This is a genomic window from Stutzerimonas stutzeri (assembly GCF_024448955.1).
Classification (GTDB): Bacteria; Pseudomonadota; Gammaproteobacteria; order Pseudomonadales; family Pseudomonadaceae; genus Stutzerimonas; species Stutzerimonas stutzeri_AQ.
Map to the genome: position 1 here is coordinate 215,423 of NZ_JAMOIH010000003.1, position 20,152 is coordinate 235,574.

Consider the following 20,152-nt stretch of genomic DNA (forward strand, 5'->3'; position numbering starts at 1 on the left):
CGTAACCGTGGCCGCGGGCGTGTCTAGCCACATGAGGGTGTAAGGTGAACCTGATTAAGAAGATCCTGGTAGCACAGACTGCCGTAGTGGCCCTGTGGGCAGTGAGCGCTCAGGCTGCGACCAACGACGACATCGCCGAGCGACTCAAGCCGGTAGGCGAAGTATGTATTCAAGGTGAAGAGTGCGCAGCGGCCGGTCCGGCAACTGCGGCCGCTGGCGGCGCCGCTCGGAGTGGCGAAGACGTATATGGCAAGTTCTGCACTGCCTGCCACGGCTCCGGTCTGCTCAACGCACCGAAGACTGGCGACTCGGCTGCCTGGACTGCACGTGCCGACGCAGCCGGCGGCCTGGATGGCTTGCTCAAGCATGCCATCAGCGGCATCAACGCCATGCCGCCGAAAGGCACCTGTGCCGATTGTTCGGACGACGAGCTGAAAGCCGCCATCCAGCACATGTCCGGCCTCTAAGCTTCTGCTGGACAGACATCGCCGCCTTCGGGCGGCTTTGTCGTTTCTGGCGGGGAGAAAAGCCACGGGGCATCGGGTCGAATCTACGAACCCGTTCCGAGGGCCGATGCGATGTCGGCCCTCGGCATGACGATGAGGTGCCCATGCCCAGTTCCGCCCCGCAACCCGAGCAGCTGCATTTTTCCAGTGACGGCCGCACGCCGAACAGCCCGCATCCGGCGCTGGTGTACCGGCAATTACCGCTGGCCGATGACGACTACGCCAGCGCCTTCGAGAACCTGTTCGACAGCCATCTGTGGCCGGCGCAATGGCGCGCGAGCGTCTTTGACTATCACCACTTTCATTCCACCGCCCATGAAGTGCTCGGCGTTTCGCGTGGCTCGGCGCGGCTGATGCTTGGCGGCGAGCATGGGCAGGAAGTGGAGGTGCGTGCGGGTGATGCGTTGGTGCTGCCGGCTGGTACCGGCCACTGTCGGCTGAGCGCCAGCGAGGACTTCGAGGTGGTCGGCGGCTACCCGGTGGAGCAGCAGTACGATCTGCTGCGCCCGGACGAGCGCAGCCATGATGAGGCGCGGGCGCGCGCCGAGCGGGTCGGCGTGCCGGTGAGTGATCCGGTCGCTGGTACCCAAGGCGCGCTGGTAACGCTGTGGCGCAGAGAGTAACGCGGCGGGTCGTTTACTCGACGAACACCACCTGACCGTCCGCCAGCGCGGCGACGCGGGCCAGCGATTCGACGCGGAAGCCCGCCTCTTCCAGCTCCTGGCGACCGACCTGGAATGACTTCTCGATGACGATACCGAGCCCGGCAATGCTCGCGCCGGCCTGCTGAATGATCGACACCAAGCCCTTGGCGGCTTTGCCGTTGGCCAGGAAGTCATCGATGATCAGCACGCGGTCGGCAGCCGACAGGTGGTTGGTGGAGATCGCGATGGTGCTTTCCACCTGCTTGGTGAACGAATACACCGAGGCGGTCAGCAGATGGTCGGTCATGGTCAGCGACTGATGCTTGCGAGCGAAGATCACCGGTACGCCGAGTTCCAGGCCGGCCATGATCGCGGGCGCGATGCCGGAGGCCTCGATGGTGACGATCTTGGTGATGCCTTCGTCGCGGAACAGCCGGGCGAATTCCTGGCCGATCTGCTGCATCAGCACGGGATCGATCTGATGGTTCAGGAAGGCATCGACCTTGAGTACTCGGTCGGACAGTACGATGCCTTCATCGCGGATCTTCTGTTTCAGCTGTTCCACAAACGCGCTACCTCATGCGTGGGCGGCCCGGTACTTCTGACGATTCGCCGTCCCGAAAGGCGACTGGGCGCTACGCCACGATGGCGAGCGCCCAGCCCGTTTCGATCCTGCATCCATTTCGCCAGCGTTCCCGCTGCCTGGAAAGCCGCGCATTCTCGCTCAATTTCATGCCTGGGTCCAAGCGGAGCTTTCAGTCCGGCGTTTCGATCGACAAGCGGCGAAAGCGTGCGGCCTCGCCATGGTGCTGCAGCACGATGAAGCCCTCCGTGGCCTGGGCGAAGCGTGGAAAGGCGGCGAACTTGCTCTGCGCGATGCGGGCGTGCAGGCCTGGATCGTCGAGCCGATAGCCGAGCACGCAACGGCCGCGCAGCCAGTGTTCGACATGACCCTCGCGAACACTCACTGCCGCATTGACGAACTCCCCCTGCTCGATGGGCGTTTCCTGCTTGGCTGCCAGCAACCCGTACAGCGCGCCGTTGCGCGTGGTGGGCTCGCGGCCGTCGGGATGGCCGGCGTCGTCGAGCAATTGCATCTCCGGGCCGCTGTGCCAACTCTGTTCGGCATCATTCTCGACTCGGTAGAGCACGCCCGAATTTCCGGCGATCGGCAGGGCAAATTCGAAACGCAGAACGAAATCGCGATAGCGCCGCCGCGACACCAGATCGACCCGCGGCGCGCCGGCGATGGCTTGTAGCTCACCGTCGTGACGCCGCCAGCTGCCGGTGGGGAAGTCATCGGCATTCCAGCCGCGCCAGTCATCGGCATCGAGTTGGATTTCCATAGCCATTAGCCGAACAGCTGCTGTTTGCGACGCAGCCAGCGATAGCCATAGCCGCGCAGACGTAGCCGTAGCGGGTGGCCCTGGGGCTGCTCGTAATCGCTGTCGGCCAGCACGTCGACCATGTTCTGTAGATCCTGCTCGGTGATTTCGACCTCGACATCCTGGTCCGCCAGGTTCACCAGCATCAGTACGGTCGAATCGTTGTCGTGGCGGATGGCGAAGACCGAGGGGCAACCCGTGTCGACCGGGCGATGCTGGCCGCCGCCGATCTCACGCAAGCCGATACGGGTGCGGATCATGTTGCCGGTCTTGGCCATCAGGGAGTCGTCGCGCAGGGTCTGAGCGTAGACATTTATCCGCGAGTAGCCGAATTCGCCGTCCTCGATCACCGGCGCCGCCAGCTGCGATGCGCCCGCGCAGGAAAACCCGGCGTTGGGCTCGTTGGACCATTGCATCGGCGTGCGTACCGCCAGGCGCTCGGGTCGTGACAGATCGTCGCCCATGCCGATCTCCTCGCCGTAACGGATGATCGGCGTGCCGGGCAGGGCGAACATCAACGCATGGGCCATGGCGATGCGCCGCTCGTCGCCGCCGAGCATCGGTGCCAGCCGCCGACGGATGCCGCGGTTGTAGGCGCGCATGTCGGGGTCGGGTGCGAAGGTCTGCATGACTTCCTCGCGCTCGTCCTCGGTCAGCCGCTCTAGATCCAACTCGTCGTGGTTGCGCATCCAGATAGCGTACTGCGCACGTTCGGGCGGTTCCGGTTGGTGCTCCAGTGCCCGATGCAGGGGTTCTGCCTCGCTGCGTGCGAGCGAGAGGAAGAAGTGGTTGTTGGCCCAGAAATTCAATAGCAGGGTCAGTCGATCGCCTTCGCCAAAATAATCCCGGTACTGCTCCGGCTCGACGTCGACCTCGCCCAGCAGCACGGCTTCCGGTCGGCGCAGGGTGACGAAATCGCGCATATGCTCAAGCAGCCAGTAGCCGTTATCGCCGTCGCCTTTGCCGGCCTGCTCGATCAGGTGCGAGGCGGCGTCGACACGGAAACCCGACACGCCCAGGCGCAGCCAGAACGCGATGATCCGCTCGATTTCCTTGATGACCTTCGGGTTGGCCAGGTTCAGGTCCGGCTCATGGCTGTAGAACAGGTGGCGGTAGTACTGTCCGGCTTCCTCGTCCCAGGTCCAGACGCTGTCTTCCACGGTGGGGAAGATCGGCTCGATGCTGTCGTCCGGCTCATCCGCCCAAATGTAATAGTCTCGATAAGACGACTGCCGATCGCGCCGCGCCTCCTGAAACCAGCGATGCTCGGTGGAGGTGTGCTGCACCACCAGTTCGATCATCACATGCAGGCCCAGCTCCTCGGCTTTCTCCAGCAGATACACCACGTCGGCGAGGTCACCGAAGCGCGGGTCGACCTGCAAGTGGTCGCTGACATCGTAGCCGGCGTCCTTGAACGGCGATTGGTAGAAAGGCATCAGCCAAATCGCCGTCGCGCCCAGGCCGCGCACGTAGTCGAGGCGGTCGGTAACCCCGCGCAAGTCGCCGCAGCCGTCGCCGTTGATGTCCAGAAACAACGATGGGTCGATCTGATAGATCACCGCATTTCGGTACCAGAGTGGGCGCATCAGTGTTCCTCCCGGCTGAGAATCAACGCCTGGCCTGCCGCCAGTTCGCCGTTGTAGGGTTCGCCTTCGCCTTGGGCATCGCTGGCGATCTCGATCTGCCAGTACCCATTGATCGGAAAGGCATGGGGTTCATCGGAGAAGTTCAGGCAGATCACCCGCAGGTCATCGCCCAGTTGCCGCCGGTAGGCCAGCACGTTCGGGTGCGATGGCAGTTCGTGCCAGTCGCCGTGCAGCAGCGCCGGGCTGCTTTTGCGTGCGTCGATCAGGCGGCGGTACAGCTCGAGGGTCGAGCCTGGTGCACGCAGCTGACGTTCGACCGCCAATTCGTCGCTTTCGGGCGGAAAGGGTAGCCAGGGCTCGGCGCCATCCCAGCCGTGGGGCGCTGTCGCCAGCCAGGGAATCGGCGCTCGGCACCCATCGCGGCCGCCGGGATCGACCTGCTCGTCCGGCGCGATCACCGCGTCCTCCAAGCCCAGCTCTTCGCCCTGAAAGATGAACGGCGTGCCGCGCAGGGTCAGCAGCAGTACCGCGGCGGCATGGGCGCTGCGAAGCGAGCCCTGATAGCGGCTGCGCTGGCGTTGATTGTCGTGATTGGACAGCACCCAGGTCGGCCAGGCGTTGGCCGGTTTCAGCAGCGCCTCGACGTCGCGGATGCAGGTGCGGAACATCACCGGCTCCCAGGGCGCGTCCAGCGGCTGGAAATTGAATGACATGTGCAGCTCGTCGCCAGCCCCGTAGTACTGCAGGACCCGTTCGGTGGAGCGGATATTGACCTCGCCGACCAGCACGCGCTCGCCGGGATAGCTGTCGACCAGCCGGCGCAAACCACGCAATACCTCGTGGCTGTAGGGCTGGTCGTTGAATTCCACCAGCGGCTGGCCGGCCAGGCAACGCGGATCGTCGGCAAATGTCGGCTCTTTGCCCGTGCAATGAATGACGTCGACGCGAAAGCCGTCGATGCCGCGCTCGAGCCAGAAGCGCAGCACGCCGTGCATCGCCTCGACCACCTCGGGGTTGCGCCAGTTCAAGTCCGGCTGCTCGGGCAGGAACAGGTGCAGGTAGTACTGCTGGCTGTGCTCGTCCCAAGTCCAGGCGCTACCGGCATTGAGCGCTGCGCGCCAGTTGTTCGGCTCGTCGCGCCAGATGTACCAGTCGCGTTTCGGGTTGTCCCGCGAGCTGCGCGATTCGATGAACCAGGGGTGCTGATCGGAGGTGTGATTCGGGACGAAATCGAGCAGCACGCGGATCCCCCGCGCATGGGCTTCGGTGATCAGACGGTCGATATCCTCCAGCGAGCCGAACAGCGGGTCGATGTCGCAGTAATCGCTGATGTCATAGCCGGCATCGCGCATCGGCGAACGGAAGATCGGCGACAACCACAGGGCGTCGACGCCGAGGTATTGCAGGTGGTCGAGGTGGCGCAGCACGCCATTGAGGTCGCCGATGCCGTCGCCGTTGCTGTCGGCGAAGGATCGCGGGTAGATCTGATAGACGGTGGCGCCTTTCCACCAGGGTGGCTGGGTTGACTCGCTCATGCTCGTTCCCTTTTCTGGTGTTCGTTTCCAGTGTTCGGCAGGCCGGGTTGGCGGACCTGTCTGGTTACGACTGATGTGGGCCGCTCGGGTTCGCCGTTCGGCGATCTTCTTCGGATGCAGTGAACGACCGCCGTGATCGTCCGACTAATCTTGCACAAGCCTCAACGATCCCCTGGGAGACCGCCATGTTGCGTATTGCCATCAATGGTTATGGCCGTATTGGCCGAGCCGTGTTGCGAGCCCTGTTCGAGCGGAATCTGGAAAGCCAGATTCGTATAGAGGCGATCAACGACCTCAGTGACCGGGCTGCGATGGCGCATCTGACGCGCTTCGACACCACCTTCGGGCGCTTTCATGGCCAGGTCGACCTGCACGAGGACATGCTGCAGATCCGTGGGCAATCGATTCGACTGCTGCAGGAGCGCGACCCCGCGCAATTACCCTGGAAGCAGCTCGGCGTCGATGTGGTGCTGGAGTGCTCGGGCAAGTTCAAGAAGCGCGCGTTGGTCGACCAACATCTGCAGGCCGGAGCCAACCGGGTGTTCGCCTCGCACCCGCTCGATGGCGCCGACCTGACCGTAGTCTATGGCGTCAACCATGAGCTGCTGGGCACCCAGCGAGTGATTTCAAATGCGTCCTGCACCACCAATTGCCTGGCGCCGTTGGCCAAGGTGCTGCATGAGGCTATGGGGATTCGTCAGGGCCTGCTCAATACCGTGCACGCCTATACCAACGACCAGAATCTGCTGGACAAGGCGCACAAGGACCTTTACCGCGCCCGTGCCGCGGCGGAGTCGATGATTCCCTCGACCACCGGCGCCGCCAAAGCCATCGGTCTGGTGCTGCCGGAACTGGCCGGGCGGCTGGATGGCCTGTCGGTGCGGGTGCCGACGCCGAACGTCTCGCTGGTGGACCTCACCTTCGTCGCCGAGCGTGCGCCTGCGAGCGTCGAGGCGGTCAACCAAATCTTGCGTGACGGCGCGCAGACGATGCCGCTCGGGGTGATGGAGTGCAACGACCTGCCGCTGGTCTCGCGCGACTTCTTCGGCTACCCGGCATCCTGCGTGGCCGATCTCAGCCATACACGCGTGCAGGGCGATTTGGTCAAGGTGCTGGCCTGGTACGACAACGAGTGGGCGTTCTCCAACCGCATGCTCGACGTCCTGTTGGCCTGGGGCAACGGCACGGTCTGAATATGGATAGCCCAGCTGGTGACAGCGTCTGGCGGCTGTCGCTGGCCGATTTCCGCAATGCGACTGCGGCGGACCGGCCTACTCCAGGCTGCGGTGCCGCCGCCGCGGTGGTTTCGGATATCGGCCTGGCGCTGGTGCTCAAGGGGCTGAGAATCAGCGAGGCGCGCGGCAGCGAGCCCGCGCGGCGTCGGCTGTTACAAACGGCTGAAAGCCTGATCGGCCGGCCTGGCGCGTTCGCCGATGCGGATATCCGCGCCTTCCAGGCTTATCTGCACGCCAGCCGCGACGATACGGCCGATCTCCAAACGGCCTCACGCCAAGCCTGCGCCGTGCCCTTGGCGACCGCGCACAGTTGCCTGGAGGCACTGGATCTGGCCAACGAGGCCTGGCCGCGGGTTGCGGCTGTGGTGCGCAGCGACGTGCAGGCCGGCGCGCTGCTGATCCATGCCGGGCTCAGCGCCGCGCTGATCAATGTCGATGCCGATATGGCAAGTCTCGATGACACTGCGGCTCGCGAACAGGCCGGGCGCGCTCGCGAACGCTTGCAGACGGACGCCGATAAGGTCTTGCAGCAATTGCTCGACCGGGTTGCATCCGACGCCAGCAGCTCACCCGAACATCGCTGAACCAGGCCCACGAAGCTTCGTCTAGACATCGGTTTGACGGGCGATGCTGTCCTGCGCGGCAAAGCGAATGTCAGCGAGATGCCCTCGTTGAAATCCTATATTGAGAAATAATGTCTCGTTTTAGCTTGTATATTCTACGGTCTGCTTCTAGTCTGGCCTCTGAATGAGACGAGCCATCCAAATAACAAACGAGACCCCGAGTCTCCCCGTGCAACTCGTTCGTGCAAGCGTTTCGCCTGGCGGCCACGCCGTCGTGATAAGCGCTTCGCGAGACCCACCGGAGAACACCATGAGCCATCGCATCGTCCTGCCGCGTCTGATGGAAGTCGGCGCCGGCGCCAGTCAGCAAATCGTCTCGGTGCTGCACAACCTGGGCTGCAAACGCCCGCTGATCGTCACCGACCGGATGATGGTCGAGCTGGGCTACGTGGCGCGAATCAGCGAGACGCTGGCCAAGGCCGACATTCCCAGCGACTGCTTCGCCGATACCTTGCCCGAGCCGACGGCAGCCTCGATTCATGCCGGCGTCGAAATGGTGCGCCAGGGCAACTATGACTCGATCATCGCCCTCGGCGGTGGCAGCCCCATCGATTCGGCCAAGGCCATCGGCATCCTCGGCAAGTTCGGCGGCGAGATGCGCGACTACCGCTTCCCGCGCGATGTCAGCGAGGCCGGGTTGCCGCTGATCGCCATTCCCACCACCGCCGGCACCGGTTCGGAAGCGACCCGCTTCACCATCATCACCGACGAGACCAGCGACGAGAAAATGCTCTGCGCCGGGCTGGGTTTCATGCCGGTCGCCGCGCTGATCGACTACGAGCTGACCCTCTCGCTGCCTCCGCGGGTGACCGCCGATACCGGTATCGATGCGCTGACGCACGCCATCGAGGCGTATGTCAGCCGCAAGGCCAGCCTCTACAGCGATGCCCAGGCGCTGCAGGCCATGCGCCTGCTGGCGCCCAATCTGCGCGCGGCTTATCACGAGCCGGACAACCGCGCGGCGCGGGAGGCGATGATGCTTGGCGCGACCCTGGCCGGCATCGCCTTCTCCAACGCCTCGGTGGCGCTGGTGCATGGCATGAGCCGGCCCATCGGCGCCTTCTTCCATGTGCCGCACGGGCTGTCCAACGCCATGCTGCTGCCGGCGATCACCGCGTTTTCGATTCCGGCGGCGCCGGAGCGCTACGCCGATTGCGCCCGCGCCATGGGCGTGGCAGGTGAAGGCGACAGCGTCGAGACGGCCAATAACAAGCTGTTGAACGAGCTCCGTGCAATCAACAAAGAGCTGCAGGTACCAAGCCCTGAGCAGTTCGGCATTACCCGAGAACGCTTCTTCGAGCTGCGCGAAGCCATGGCGAAGCAGGCGTTAGCCTCGGGTTCGCCGGGCAACAACCCGCGCGTGCCAACCGAAGCGGAAATCATCGACCTTTACGAAACCGTCTGGAACCAGGAGTGAGCCCCATGCAGACCCTCGGCAACCTGATCAACAACGAGGCCGTTGCTGGCCGCTTCGAACGCCACGCGACCGTCTACAACCCGGCCACTGGCGAGCCGCGTCTTTACGTATCGTTGTCCTCGGCAGACGAAACCCGCGACGCCATTGCCTCGGCCCAGGCCGCTTTCGAAGGCTGGTCGAAGACGCCACCGCTGGTACGTGCACGGGTGATGTTCCGCTTCAAAGCGCTGCTCGAAGCGCGTCGCGACGAGGTCGCGCGGCTGATCTCGCTGGAGCATGGCAAGGTGTTCTCCGACGCCCAGGGCGAAGTCACTCGCGGGTTGGAAGTGGTGGAGTTCGCCTGCGGCATTCCGCACCTGCTCAAAGGCGAGTTCTCCTCCAATGTTGGTCGCGACATCGACTCCAACTCGCTGATGCAGCCGCTGGGCGTGTGCGTCGGCATCACCCCGTTCAACTTCCCGGCCATGGTCCCTCTGTGGATGCTGCCGGTGGCCATCGCCTGCGGTAATACCTTCGTCCTAAAGCCCTCGGAGAAGGATCCGAGCGCGACCATGCTGCTCGGCGAATTGCTGGCCGATGCGGGGCTGCCGGCCGGCGTGCTGAACATCGTCAATGGCGACAAGGAGGCGGTGGACGTGCTGCTGACCGACGAGCGCGTGCAGTCGGTGAGCTTCGTCGGCTCGACGCCCATCGCCGAATACATCTACAAGACCGCCTCGGCCCATGGCAAGCGCTGCCAGGCCCTGGGCGGTGCGAAGAACCACATGGTGATCATGCCCGACGCTGATCCGCAGCAGGTGGTCAGCTCGCTGATGGGCGCGGCCTACGGCTCGGCTGGCGAGCGCTGCATGGCGATTTCGGTGGCGGTGTGCGTCGGCGACGAGGTGGCGGACAACCTGGTCGAGATGCTCAAGGGCGAAATCGCGCAGCTGCGCACCGGCCCGGGCACGGGCGTCGAACCCGAGCCGCAGATGGGCCCGCTGGTCACTCGCGAACATCAACAAAAGGTCAGCGGCTATATCGACCTGGGCGTGGAAGAGGGCGCGACGCTGGTGTGCGATGGGCGTGGCATTAAGGTCGAGGGCTACGAGAATGGCTTCTATGTCGGCCCGACGCTGTTCGATCACGTGACCCCACAGATGCGCATCTACCAGGAAGAAATCTTCGGCCCGGTGCTGGCGGTGGTGCGCGTCGATTCGTTCGATGAGGCGCTGAAACTGGTCAACGACCACGAATACGGCAACGGCACTTCGATCTTCACCCGCGACGGCGACACCGCGCGGCAATTCGAGGAGAACGTGAAGGTCGGCATGGTCGGCGTCAACGTGCCGATCCCGGTACCCATGGCCTTCCATTGCTTCGGCGGCTGGAAGCGCTCGGTGTTCGGCCCGCTGAACATGCACGGCCCGGACGGCGTGCGATTCTTCACCCGGATGAAGACGGTGACTCGGCGCTGGCCGACGGGTATTCGCGCCGGGGCTGATTTCTCGATGCCGACGATGAAGTGAGTCGACCTCATCCGAGGTATGACGGGCGCGCTTGGCGTTCAGCTATACGCGCCGCGGTAAATTAGCGCCGTTATCGGTGGGCTAAAGCCCACCCCACGGGTGTTCGATGTCAATGATGAAGTAAAGGACGGCCCGTCCGACGTAGGGTGCGCTGCGCGCACGTATGTACCATGCCCGTTGGTGCGCGGAGCGCACCCTACGAACGGCCCGTTGCGGATTTCTGGACCGTGCGAAGGCGTCGCTTCGGCATTCCGCAACCCCGACGGTTGCGCTGCTTGTGCCGGCCGTTACACTCGTGCCGCCTCATAGGGCGCGCGCTCTTTCATTCGGACGACAGGGTAGGCGATGCGCAGTACTCCCCGCGAAAAAGGCTCATCCATCACCCGCGTGCTGGAAATCATCGAAGCTGTTGCCGGCGCGGCAGAACCACTAACGCCCAGCGCCTTGGCGGAGAAACTGGACATCCCCAAGGCCAGCGCTCATCGGCTGGTGCAAACGCTGGAGAAAGAGGGCTTCCTGCAATTCGGCCTGCGCGGCGGCTTGCTGCCCGGCGACCGTCTGCATGCCACTGCGGTGAATATCCTTGGCAGCGGCCGGCACAAGGCGTTGCGCCAGGTGATCCTGCGCCAGCTGTCGGGGGAGATCGGTGAAACCTGCGGACTGTCGGTGCCGGACGGGTTGGACATGCTCTATTTCGACCGGGTCCAGACCAACTGGCCGCTGCAGATCAACCTGCCCATCGGCAGTCATACGCCGCTCTGGTGCACCGCCAGCGGCAAGCTCTATCTGGCGTCGCTGCCTAACGAGCAACTGGAGCGGATCCTGCCGCGCCTGCCGATCCAGCAAATGGCGCGAAATACCATCACTGACCTCAGCGCCCTGCGCGACGATCTCGCGCGGATTCGTGAAGAAGACCTGGCCACCGATTCGGAGGAATTCATCGACGGCATGGTCGCTTGCGCGGTCCCGGTGCGCGATGGCCGTGGTGAGCTGAGCGCCTGCCTATTCACCCACGCGCCCGTGATCCGCTGCTCGATGGAGCCGCTGCTGGCCTTCGTCCCGCGTTTGCGCGCGGCGGCGAAGGAGCTGGAGGCGATCGTCAGCGGTTGACGCGTCGTAGAGTGGGGCGGGCGGCGTTCCGTCGGGCGGCGCTCCGCTTCATCTGTAGGGTGGGCTTCAGCCCACCAGTGGGCGGTGCAATTGCGTTGGTGGGCTGAAGCGGAACGCCGCCCGGCCCACCCTACGGTTTGTCCTACGCCTGTTTCAGCGCTTCAACATCGCCCGCATCGCCGCCAGCGCGTCATTGCCGCGCGCGGCCTTGACCTCGACCGGTGCGTCTTCCTGACCTTCCCATTCCAAGTCTTCCTGGGGCAGTTCATCGAGGAAGCGGCTGGGCATGCATTCGATGATTTCGCCGTACTGCTTGCGCTTAGCGGCGAAGGTCATAGCCAGGTTCTGCCGGGCACGGGTGATGCCGACGTAGGCCAGGCGGCGCTCTTCCTCGATGGTGTCGGCTTCGATGCTGGAGCGGTGCGGGAGGATTTCTTCTTCCATGCCGAGGATGAACACGTAGGGAAATTCCAGTCCCTTGGACGCATGCAGGGTCATCATCTGCACGCCTTCGGCGCCTTCTTCCTCTTCCTGCTGGCGTTCGAGCATGTCGCGCAGCACCAGCTTGGCGATGGCTTCCTCGATGGTCATCTCGCCTTCTTCGTCGCGCTCCAGGGTGTTCTTCAGCGCGTCGATGAGGAACCAGACGTTGCCCATGCGAAAGTCCGCGGCCTTGTCGCTGGAAGTCTGCGAGCGCACCCAGGTCTCGTAGTCGATGTCCATGACCATGCTGCGCAGGGCAGCGATGGGGTCGTTCTGCGCGCACTGCTGGCGCAGGTTGTCCATGTAGTGTTTGAAGCGCGACAGGCGGTCGGTGAAGCGGCTGTCCATCAGCTCGCCCAGGCCAATCTCGTCGCAGGCGGCGTACATGGATATCTTGCGTGCGGTGGCGTAGTTACCGAGCTTTTCCAGGGTGGTGGAGCCGATTTCCCGGCGCGGCACGTTGATCACCCGCAGGAAGGCGTTGTCGTCATCGGGGTTCACCAGCAGGCGGAAGTAGCTCATCAGGTCCTTCACTTCCTGGCGACCGAAGAAGCTGGTGCCGCCGGATAGGCGATAGGGGATCTGGTGATGCTGCAGCTTCAGCTCGATCAGCTTGGCCTGGTAGTTGCCGCGGTAGAGGATGGCGAAATCGCTGTAGGGCCGCTCGGTCTTCAAGTGCAGGGTGAGGATTTCCATCGCCACGCGCTCGGCCTCGGCTTCCTCGTTGCGGCAGCGGATCACGCGGATTGGGTCGCCATGGCCCATCTCCGACCACAGCTGCTTCTCGAAGGCGTGGGGGTTGTTGGCGATCAGCACGTTGGCGCATTTGAGGATGCGGCTGGTGGAGCGGTAGTTCTGCTCCAGCATCACCACTTTCAGCGAGGGGAAGTCCTCTTTGAGTTGCATCAGGTTTTCCGGTCGCGCGCCGCGCCAGGCGTAGATCGACTGGTCGTCGTCGCCCACCACGGTGAAGTGCGCGCGTTCCTGCACCAGCAATTTCACCAGCAAATATTGGCTGGCGTTGGTGTCCTGATATTCGTCCACCAGCATGTAGCGCACCTTGTTGCGCCACTTCTCCAGTACTTCGGGGTTGTCCTGGAACAGCTTCACCGGTTGCATGATCAGGTCGTCGAAATCCACCGCGTTGTACGCCTTGAGCGTGCGCTGGTAGTGGGTGTAGACGATGGCGGCGGTCTGCTCCTTGGGGTTGCGCGCGTTGGCCAGCGCTTCCTCGGGCGTGACCAGGTCGTTTTTCCAGCTGCCGATGTAATTCTTGATCTCGTCGACGCCGTCATCGCCGGCGTATTCCTTCTGCATGATGTCGGTCAGCAGCGCCTTGATGTCGCCTTCGTCGAAGATCGAGAAGCCGGGCTTGTAGCCCAGCTTCGCGTATTCCTTGCGGATGATGTTCAGGCCCAGGTTGTGGAAGGTCGACACGGTCAGCCCGCGCCCTTCGCCACCACGCAGCAGGCCGCTGACCCGCTCCTTCATCTCGCGCGCAGCCTTGTTGGTGAAGGTCACCGCCACGATGTATTGCGCGCGGATGCCGCACTGCTGGATGAGGTAGGCGATCTTGCGGGTGATCACACTTGTCTTGCCGGAGCCGGCGCCGGCGAGCACCAGCATGGGGCCGCCGACGTAGTTCACGGCTTCCTGCTGCCGGGGATTGAGTCGGGACATGGTCGTTCGGGGTGTCTGAGGGCGGGGCGGGAGTTTAGCAGGGCTGCGCGGTCAATACCGCGCGAGGATTCAGCTGCGGCAACCGGCCGTCAGGTGCGGCACAGTCGCTGGAGGCTAGACGAAAAAGCTCGGCCATTCGCGTCGCTTGTCGTTCAGCCTCCAGCCCGCTGCTACCTGACCATATGCAAGAAGTGCATGTGCTTCTCGTATTGATCGAGGATGTCGCCGATCACGCCTTCGCGGCTCCAGCCCATGACGTCGTAGTCTTGGCCGCCTTCCTTGAGGTGGACTTCGGCACGGAAATATTTGCGTTCGCCGGGCTCGTCGTCTTCGTTGCTGGGCACGAAGCTCGGCATCGCATAGGCGCGGGGGCGTATTTCATAGATGAAGTCGGGCTCGCCTTCGTGGGTGATTTCGATGCGGACGCGGCGGTCCTCGCCTTCTTCGACGGTTGCACCGTAGCCCTGTTTGCGAATCTCCTCGGCGACTGCTTCACAGGCGGGACGAGCCACGCCGGCGATGAAGCGCACTACGTCGGGGCGTCGCGGGAACTTCGTCAGATTGCTCAGGCGTCGCTGCCAGTCGCTGTAGGCGCGCGGCGTGGTCGGTGAGGTGGTGATCGCCTGGTAGCGCAACCCCTGCTTGGTGGCATCCAGGCGCAACGCCTTCAGTAGGCCCCACATCGAGCACAGCAGCGCAAGGGTGAAGGGCAGGGCGCTGGCGATGGTGGCGGTCTGTAGCGCCGTCAGGCCGTCGGCCAGCAGCAGGGCGATGGCGACGGCGCCCATCGAGCCGGCCCAGAAGACACGCTGCCAGACTGGTGTACTTTCCTGGCCGCCAGAGGCAAGCATATCCACCACCAGCGCGCCGGAATCCGCCGAGGTGACGAAGAACACCACCACCATGATGATCGCGACCAGCGAAAGCAGTCCGGAAAATGGGAAGTGTTCGAGGAAGGCGAACAAGGCCAGCGAGCTGTCTCGGTCGACGGCCTCGCCCAGGCTGGTCACGTGCTCCCAGAGGATCATGTGGATGGCGGTGTCGCCGAACACGGTCATCCACAACAGGGTGAAGGCGGTCGGTACCAGCAGCACGCCGGTAACGAACTCTCGGATCGTCCGGCCACGGGAAATACGCGCGATGAACAGCCCGACAAAGGGCGACCAGGCAAGCCACCAGCCCCAGTAGAACAGGGTCCAGCCACCGATCCAGTCGTTCGGCTCGTAGGCGTAGAGATTGAAGGTGGCAGTGACGATCTGCGAGAAGTAATTGCCGGTGTTCTGCACGAAGGTCTGCAGGATGAACACGGTAGGGCCTGCTATCAGAACCAGCAGCATCAACAGCGCAGCGAGGCTGAGGTTCAGCTCTGAGAGGCGCCGCACGCCTTTGTCCAACCCAGTGACCACGGAAATGGTCGCTAACAAAGTGGTAGCGGCGATCAGGCCGATCTGCACCGGTACCGAAATGGGCAGACCATACAAATGGTTGAGGCCGGTATTAATTTGTGTGACGCCCAGCCCCAACGATGTGGCGACGCCCAGCACGGTGCCGATGATGGCGAAGATATCCACGGCGTGACCGATCGGGCCGTATATCCGCTCACCGATCAGTGGATAGAGCGCCGAGCGGAGGGTCAGCGGCAGGCCATGGCGGTAGGCGAAGTAAGCCAGGATCATCGCCACGATGGCGTAGACCGCCCAGGCATGCAGACCCCAGTGGAAGAAGGTGATCTTCATCGCCTCGCGCGCCGCAGCAACGGTGCCACCCTCACCGACGGGCGGCGAGAGGAAGTGCATCACCGGCTCGGCAACGCCGAAGAACATCAGGCCGATCCCCATGCCAGCGGAAAACAGCATGGCGAACCAGGTCAGCATTGAGTAATCAGGTTCACTGTGATCGGGGCCGAGCTTGATATCGCCGTAGCGGCTGAGCGCGAGCACCACCACCATCAGCAGGATGATGGCGACGGCAAGGATATAAAGCCAACTGAGATTGGCGATGATCCAGGCCTGGACGTCGCCGAACAGCGTTTGCGCATGTTCGGAAAAGGCAACGCTGTAGATCACCAGCGCGAGAATCAGTACGGCAGAGCCGAAAAAGACGGGAGGGTTGATGGTGGAAGAGGAAGACTTTTTGGCCTCCATGCTGCGCTCCTTGATACCGAAAGGGAGTGGGCCGCCTGTGGCGAAAGGGGATGCACTCTAACATAGCGACCGTCGGCCGACCGGGCGAAGGGCCTTGCCACGAGGGCTTACAGGATGTGACCGCACAATTCGGCGTATTGCGGCACGCTTCTGCAAACCGTGATTTGCTGTCGGAACCGCACGGTGAACCCCATCCAGCGGCCGCATCGCGCCTCAGGATGCCTGGCTACCCGGTCGGTATTGCAGCGCTTCGGCCAGATGTCGGCGGCCGATCAACGCGTCCTGTTGCAGGTCCGCCAAGGTCCGCGCGACCTTCAAAATCCGGTGCGCCGCCCGCAGTGAAAGCCCCAAACGCTCACAGGCGCGCTCCAGCCACTGCTGGTCGTCTGCCTGCAGTTGGCAATGAGTTCGCAGTCCGGTGAGATCGAGAAAGGCGTTCGCGCAGCCTTGGCGGGCCAGTTGAATGCGTCGTGCCTGAGCAACCTGTTCGGCGACCACGGCGGTATTGTCGCTGGTTGCGGGTGGCGCGTTCAGCGCGGTGGCTTCGCGTGCCACCGTGAGGTGCAGGTCGATACGATCAAGCAGTGGCCCGGACAGCTTGCCGCGGTAGCGCTGGATCTGATCTGGCGAACAGCGACAGCGGCCACTCGGATCGCCCAGGTAGCCGCACGGGCAGGGATTCATTGCCGCGACCAGCTGAAAACGGGCTGGGAAACGTACCTTGTCCCGTGCTCGCGCGATCACGATACAACCTGATTCCAGGGGCTCTCTTAGCACTTCCAGTACCTTGCGATCGAACTCCGGCAGCTCGTCGAGAAATAGCACGCCCTGGTGCGCCAGCGTAATCTCGCCGGGCCGCGGTCGGCTGCCACCACCAACGAGCGCCGGGCCGGATGCACTGTGATGGGGCTGGCGAAACGGTCGTTGCGGCCAATGCTCCAGCGGCGACTGGCTGGCGACCGAATGAATCGCCGCGACCTCCAGCGCTTCCTGCTCTTCCAGTGGTGGGAGCAAACCAGGAAGACGGCTGGCCAGCAGCGTCTTGCCGGTGCCCGGAGGGCCTGAAAAAAGCAGGTTGTGTGCGCCAGCCGCCGCGACCAATAAGCCGCGTTTGGCGGCAGCCTGGCCCTGCACATCGGCGAGGTCGGGGTAGGGCAGCACCTGACGCAGCAGGCCCTGGGCCTCGAAGGGAGCGATAGGCGTGACGCCGTTGAAGTGCGCCGCGACTTCCAGCAAATGATCAGCGGCGTAAACCACCAACCCTGAAGCCAGACTGGCCTCCTCGGCATTGGCTCGCGGCACCAGCAGCGCGCGCCCGGCCTGACGTGCCGCCAAGGCCGCAGGCAACACACCCTGCACCGGTCGTAGCGCGCCGGATAGCGCCAACTCGCCCAGACATTCCAGGGTATCGAGGCGGTCTGCGGGAATCTGTCCACTGGCGGCGAGAATACCCAAGGCGATGGCCAGGTCGAAGCGGCCACCGTCTTTCGGCAGATCGGCGGGGGCGAGATTGAGCGTGATGCGGCGGGCCGGGAAATCGAAGTCGGAGGTCAGGATCGCGCTGCGCACGCGATCCTTGCTTTCCTTGACGGCGGTTTCCGGTAAACCGACCAATGCCAGCGAAGGCAGGCCGTTGGCCAGATGGGCTTCGACCGTGACGGCAGGCGCCTCGACGCCCACCTGGGCGCGGCTATGAACTATGGCGAGGGACATTCGATCACTCCTTTGATCGTGTCGCCACCGAGCTTAGTCGGCGGCGGGTGGCTGCAATCTTTCTTCCAGCTCGGCGACCTTGGCCTCGAGTGCTTCGAGCCGCGCTCGGGTGCGCGCGAGCACCACCATCTGGTTGTCGAATTCGTCGCGGCTGACAACGTCCAGTTTGCTCAGCGCACTTTGCACGATGCTTTTGAACTGGGCTTCGATTTCGGGGCGGGGTAGCGGCGTCTCGCCGTTGAACAGGCGTGAAGCCTGAGAGCCGATGGCGTCGAGAAAAGCTTTGGGTGGGAGCATGGACATCACCTGTTTCTGAGCGGCCGGCAGTGTAGCACGGCCCGTTTGAGGCCGATTTTCGTCGCAGTGCACGTTTATGGGCAGGTGGTCACATCGCATTGCCCGGTATTGGTGCATGGGCTTCGTGGCTCTGTCAGCGATGCGCCTGCGCGGCTGCGGTGAGGCGCACTATCACGCACTTCTCACGGACCTGGCATTGATTCTGCTTTGCTCGTCATGAAGACGCGCCGGTGCGTTGCGGTGCGCAGACGATTCAGGACGTTTCGTCGGATCGGCTGATGGTGTTGGAGGTCGCTCGGCTATGTCGACGCGTTACAAGAGCCAGACACAGAGCTTAGACTTGTCCTGGGTTCGTACTTCTGGGGCAAGTCCACCTAAACGGGAGAAGTTTTCATGAAATTAGTTACTGCCATCATCAAGCCGTTCAAGCTGGACGACGTACGCGAGTCGCTGTCCGAAATCGGCGTCCAGGGCATCACGGTCACCGAGGTCAAGGGTTTCGGGCGCCAGAAAGGCCACACCGAACTGTATCGCGGCGCTGAATACGTGGTCGATTTTCTGCCGAAGGTAAAGATCGACGTGGCGATTGCCGACGACCAGCTGGACCGCGTGATCGAGGCCATCACCAAGGCCGCCAACACTGGCAAGATCGGCGACGGCAAGATTTTCGTCGTCAATCTGGAACAGGCCATCCGCATCCGCACAGGCGAAACCGATACCGACGCGATCTGATCGGCGTCGTTGCGTAGCGAACCACTGACCGGGCAACGCCCGAGCTCAGGCGAAATCAGCCAAACCTGATTTCAAGACGCTACGCACGATCCGACGCTTTGCGATTGCCTGCTTCGGCAGGCCTACGAACCCCCCACGCCCCAGGAGTAAAACCATGACTCTGCGAAGATTCGCAGGGCTAGGAGCCCTTTTGTCTCTGATAAGCCCAGGCATCGCCTTGGCGCAGGACGTGACGCTCGATTCAGGCGACACGGCCTGGATGCTCACAGCCACCGCCCTGGTGCTGTTCATGACCATCCCTGGCCTGGCCTTGTTCTACGGCGGCATGGTCCGCTCCAAGAACATCCTGTCCGTCATGCTGCAGTGCTTCGCCATCGCAGGCCTGATGAGCATCCTCTGGATGGCCTACGGCTACAGCCTGGCGTTCGACACCACCGGCATGGAAGCAGGCGTCACCAATTTCAGCTCCTTTATCGGCGGGCTCGACCGTGCTTTTCTCAGCGGCCTGACCCCAGACAGCCTCACCGGCACGGTTCCGGAAAGCGTGTTCATCACCTTCCAGATGACCTTCGCCATCATCACCCCGGCGCTGATCGTCGGTGCCTTCGCCGAGCGGATGAAGTTTTCCGCGATGCTGGTGTTCATGGGCGTCTGGTTCACTCTGGTCTATGCGCCGATCGCCCATATGGTCTGGGGCGGTGACGGCGGCCTGATGTGGGATTGGGGCGTGCTCGATTTCGCCGGCGGCACCGTGGTGCACATCAACGCCGGTATCGCTGGCCTTGTGGCTTGCCTCGTGCTCGGCAAGCGCAAGGGCTTCCCGACCACGCCGATGGCGCCACACAACCTGGGGCTGACATTGGTGGGCGCCGCAATGCTCTGGATCGGCTGGTTCGGCTTCAATGCCGGGTCCTCGCTGGGCGCCAACGGCACCGCGGGCATGGCCATGCTCGTGACGCAGATCGCCACCGCTGCCGCGGCTCTAGGCTGGATGTTTGCCGAGTGGCTGACGCATGGCAAACCCAGTGCTCTGGGCATCGCCTCCGGCGTGGTCGCCGGCCTGGTTGCCATCACGCCCGCTGCTGGCACGGTCGGCCCGATGGGCGCACTGATCATCGGTCTGGCTTCGGGCGTCATCTGCTTCTTCTGCGCCACCAGCCTGAAACGCAAGCTCGGTTACGACGACTCGCTGGATGCCTTTGGCGTGCATGGCATCGGCGGCATCGTCGGTGCGTTGCTCACCGGCGCATTCGCAGCGCCTGCACTGGGCGGCTTCGGTGAGGTGGACAACATCGCGCTGCAGCTGTGGATCCAGCTCAAGGGCGTGCTGTTCACCGTCGTCTACACGGCGATCGTCACATTCGTGATTCTCAAGGTGATCGATTGGCTGATGGGCCTGCGGGTCAGCGAGGACGAAGAAACCGTCGGCCTCGACCTCAGCCTGCACAACGAGCGCGGCTACAACCTGTAAATCCCGATCAAGAGTACGAACCCCCGGGAGCCAACCCCGGGTTTGGGGCCGGCTTGCCGCGAGAAAGGTCTGCCGGCGACCGA

Annotated in this window: 16 protein-coding genes and 1 pseudogene; 9 read left to right on the forward strand and 8 right to left on the reverse strand. The window is 63.5% G+C overall.

Annotation, left to right across the window (positions count from 1 at the left end; all coding sequences use genetic code 11):
• Positions 1–44: 44 nt before the first annotated feature.
• Positions 45–467, forward strand: coding sequence for a c-type cytochrome (locus NA645_RS04530; RefSeq protein ID WP_256047730.1), 423 nt, complete (start codon positions 45–47; stop codon positions 465–467).
• A 143-nt stretch (positions 468–610) separates the two neighbouring features.
• Complete coding sequence (locus tag NA645_RS04535; RefSeq protein ID WP_256047731.1) at positions 611–1,129, forward strand: cupin domain-containing protein; 519 nt, start codon at positions 611–613, stop codon at positions 1,127–1,129.
• Between the two features lie 13 nt (positions 1,130–1,142).
• On the opposite strand, the gene xpt is transcribed toward NA645_RS04535, so the two are convergent.
• The 4 genes from xpt to NA645_RS04555 form a co-directional block, all read right to left on the reverse strand.
• Entirely contained in the window at positions 1,143–1,715 is a 573-nt protein-coding gene (gene xpt / locus NA645_RS04540) for a xanthine phosphoribosyltransferase (RefSeq protein WP_131651465.1), read from the reverse strand.
• A 190-nt stretch (positions 1,716–1,905) separates the two neighbouring features.
• Positions 1,906–2,502: a 3-keto-disaccharide hydrolase gene (locus NA645_RS04545; RefSeq protein WP_256047732.1), complete on the reverse strand. Its 597-nt coding sequence runs from the start codon at positions 2,500–2,502 to the stop codon at positions 1,906–1,908.
• Entirely contained in the window at positions 2,502–4,121 is a 1,620-nt protein-coding gene (locus NA645_RS04550) for an alpha-amylase family protein (protein ID WP_256047733.1), read from the reverse strand. Before NA645_RS04550 ends, NA645_RS04545 begins: the two co-directional genes overlap by 1 nt.
• Positions 4,121–5,656: an alpha-amylase family glycosyl hydrolase gene (locus tag NA645_RS04555; RefSeq protein ID WP_256047734.1), complete on the reverse strand. Its 1,536-nt coding sequence runs from the start codon at positions 5,654–5,656 to the stop codon at positions 4,121–4,123. Before NA645_RS04555 ends, NA645_RS04550 begins: the two co-directional genes overlap by 1 nt.
• 185 nt (positions 5,657–5,841) lie before the next feature.
• Here NA645_RS04555 and gap point away from each other — a divergent pair, with 185 nt between their 5' ends.
• The 5 genes from gap (at position 5,842) to NA645_RS04580 (ending at position 11,549) form a co-directional block, all read left to right on the forward strand.
• Positions 5,842–6,849 carry a type I glyceraldehyde-3-phosphate dehydrogenase gene (gene gap, locus NA645_RS04560; protein WP_256047735.1) on the forward strand — a complete coding sequence of 336 codons (1,008 nt, stop codon included), beginning with the start codon at positions 5,842–5,844 and terminating at the stop codon, positions 6,847–6,849.
• Positions 6,850–6,851: 2 nt separating this feature from the next.
• Positions 6,852–7,475, forward strand: a complete 624-nt coding sequence (locus NA645_RS04565) for a cyclodeaminase/cyclohydrolase family protein (RefSeq protein ID WP_256047736.1) — start codon at positions 6,852–6,854, stop codon at positions 7,473–7,475.
• 289 nt (positions 7,476–7,764) lie between these two features.
• Positions 7,765–8,931 (forward strand): iron-containing alcohol dehydrogenase, encoded by a 1,167-nt coding sequence (locus NA645_RS04570; RefSeq protein ID WP_256047737.1) that lies wholly within the window; start codon positions 7,765–7,767, stop codon positions 8,929–8,931.
• A 5-nt stretch (positions 8,932–8,936) separates the two neighbouring features.
• A complete protein-coding gene (locus NA645_RS04575) occupies positions 8,937–10,439 on the forward strand; it encodes a CoA-acylating methylmalonate-semialdehyde dehydrogenase (protein WP_256047738.1) in 1,503 nt (500 codons plus the stop codon).
• A 345-nt stretch (positions 10,440–10,784) separates the two neighbouring features.
• Positions 10,785–11,549, forward strand: a complete 765-nt coding sequence (locus NA645_RS04580) for an IclR family transcriptional regulator (protein WP_256047739.1) — start codon at positions 10,785–10,787, stop codon at positions 11,547–11,549.
• A 153-nt stretch (positions 11,550–11,702) separates the two neighbouring features.
• Here NA645_RS04580 and rep read toward each other — a convergent pair whose 3' ends face one another.
• From rep to NA645_RS04600, 4 genes and pseudogenes are all read right to left on the reverse strand, one after another.
• Positions 11,703–13,712: a DNA helicase Rep gene (gene rep / locus NA645_RS04585; protein ID WP_256047740.1), complete on the reverse strand. Its 2,010-nt coding sequence runs from the start codon at positions 13,710–13,712 to the stop codon at positions 11,703–11,705.
• A gap of 170 nt (positions 13,713–13,882) precedes the next feature.
• The gene (locus NA645_RS04590) at positions 13,883–15,856 is read right to left on the reverse strand and encodes a BCCT family transporter (protein WP_256047741.1); all 1,974 of its coding nucleotides are present in this window, start codon (positions 15,854–15,856) and stop codon (positions 13,883–13,885) included.
• A 213-nt stretch (positions 15,857–16,069) separates the two neighbouring features.
• Positions 16,070–17,575: pseudogene (locus NA645_RS04595) on the reverse strand (YifB family Mg chelatase-like AAA ATPase); the annotation flags it as partial.
• A 27-nt stretch (positions 17,576–17,602) separates the two neighbouring features.
• Complete coding sequence (locus NA645_RS04600; protein ID WP_256047743.1) at positions 17,603–17,866, reverse strand: accessory factor UbiK family protein; 264 nt, start codon at positions 17,864–17,866, stop codon at positions 17,603–17,605.
• 393 nt (positions 17,867–18,259) lie between these two features.
• Here NA645_RS04600 and glnK point away from each other — a divergent pair, with 393 nt between their 5' ends.
• Together glnK and NA645_RS04610 are read left to right on the forward strand one after the other, a co-directional pair.
• Positions 18,260–18,598 carry a P-II family nitrogen regulator gene (gene glnK / locus NA645_RS04605; RefSeq protein ID WP_003096476.1) on the forward strand — a complete coding sequence of 113 codons (339 nt, stop codon included), beginning with the start codon at positions 18,260–18,262 and terminating at the stop codon, positions 18,596–18,598.
• Between the two features lie 154 nt (positions 18,599–18,752).
• Complete coding sequence (locus tag NA645_RS04610; protein WP_256047744.1) at positions 18,753–20,069, forward strand: ammonium transporter; 1,317 nt, start codon at positions 18,753–18,755, stop codon at positions 20,067–20,069.
• Positions 20,070–20,152 lie beyond the last annotated feature (83 nt).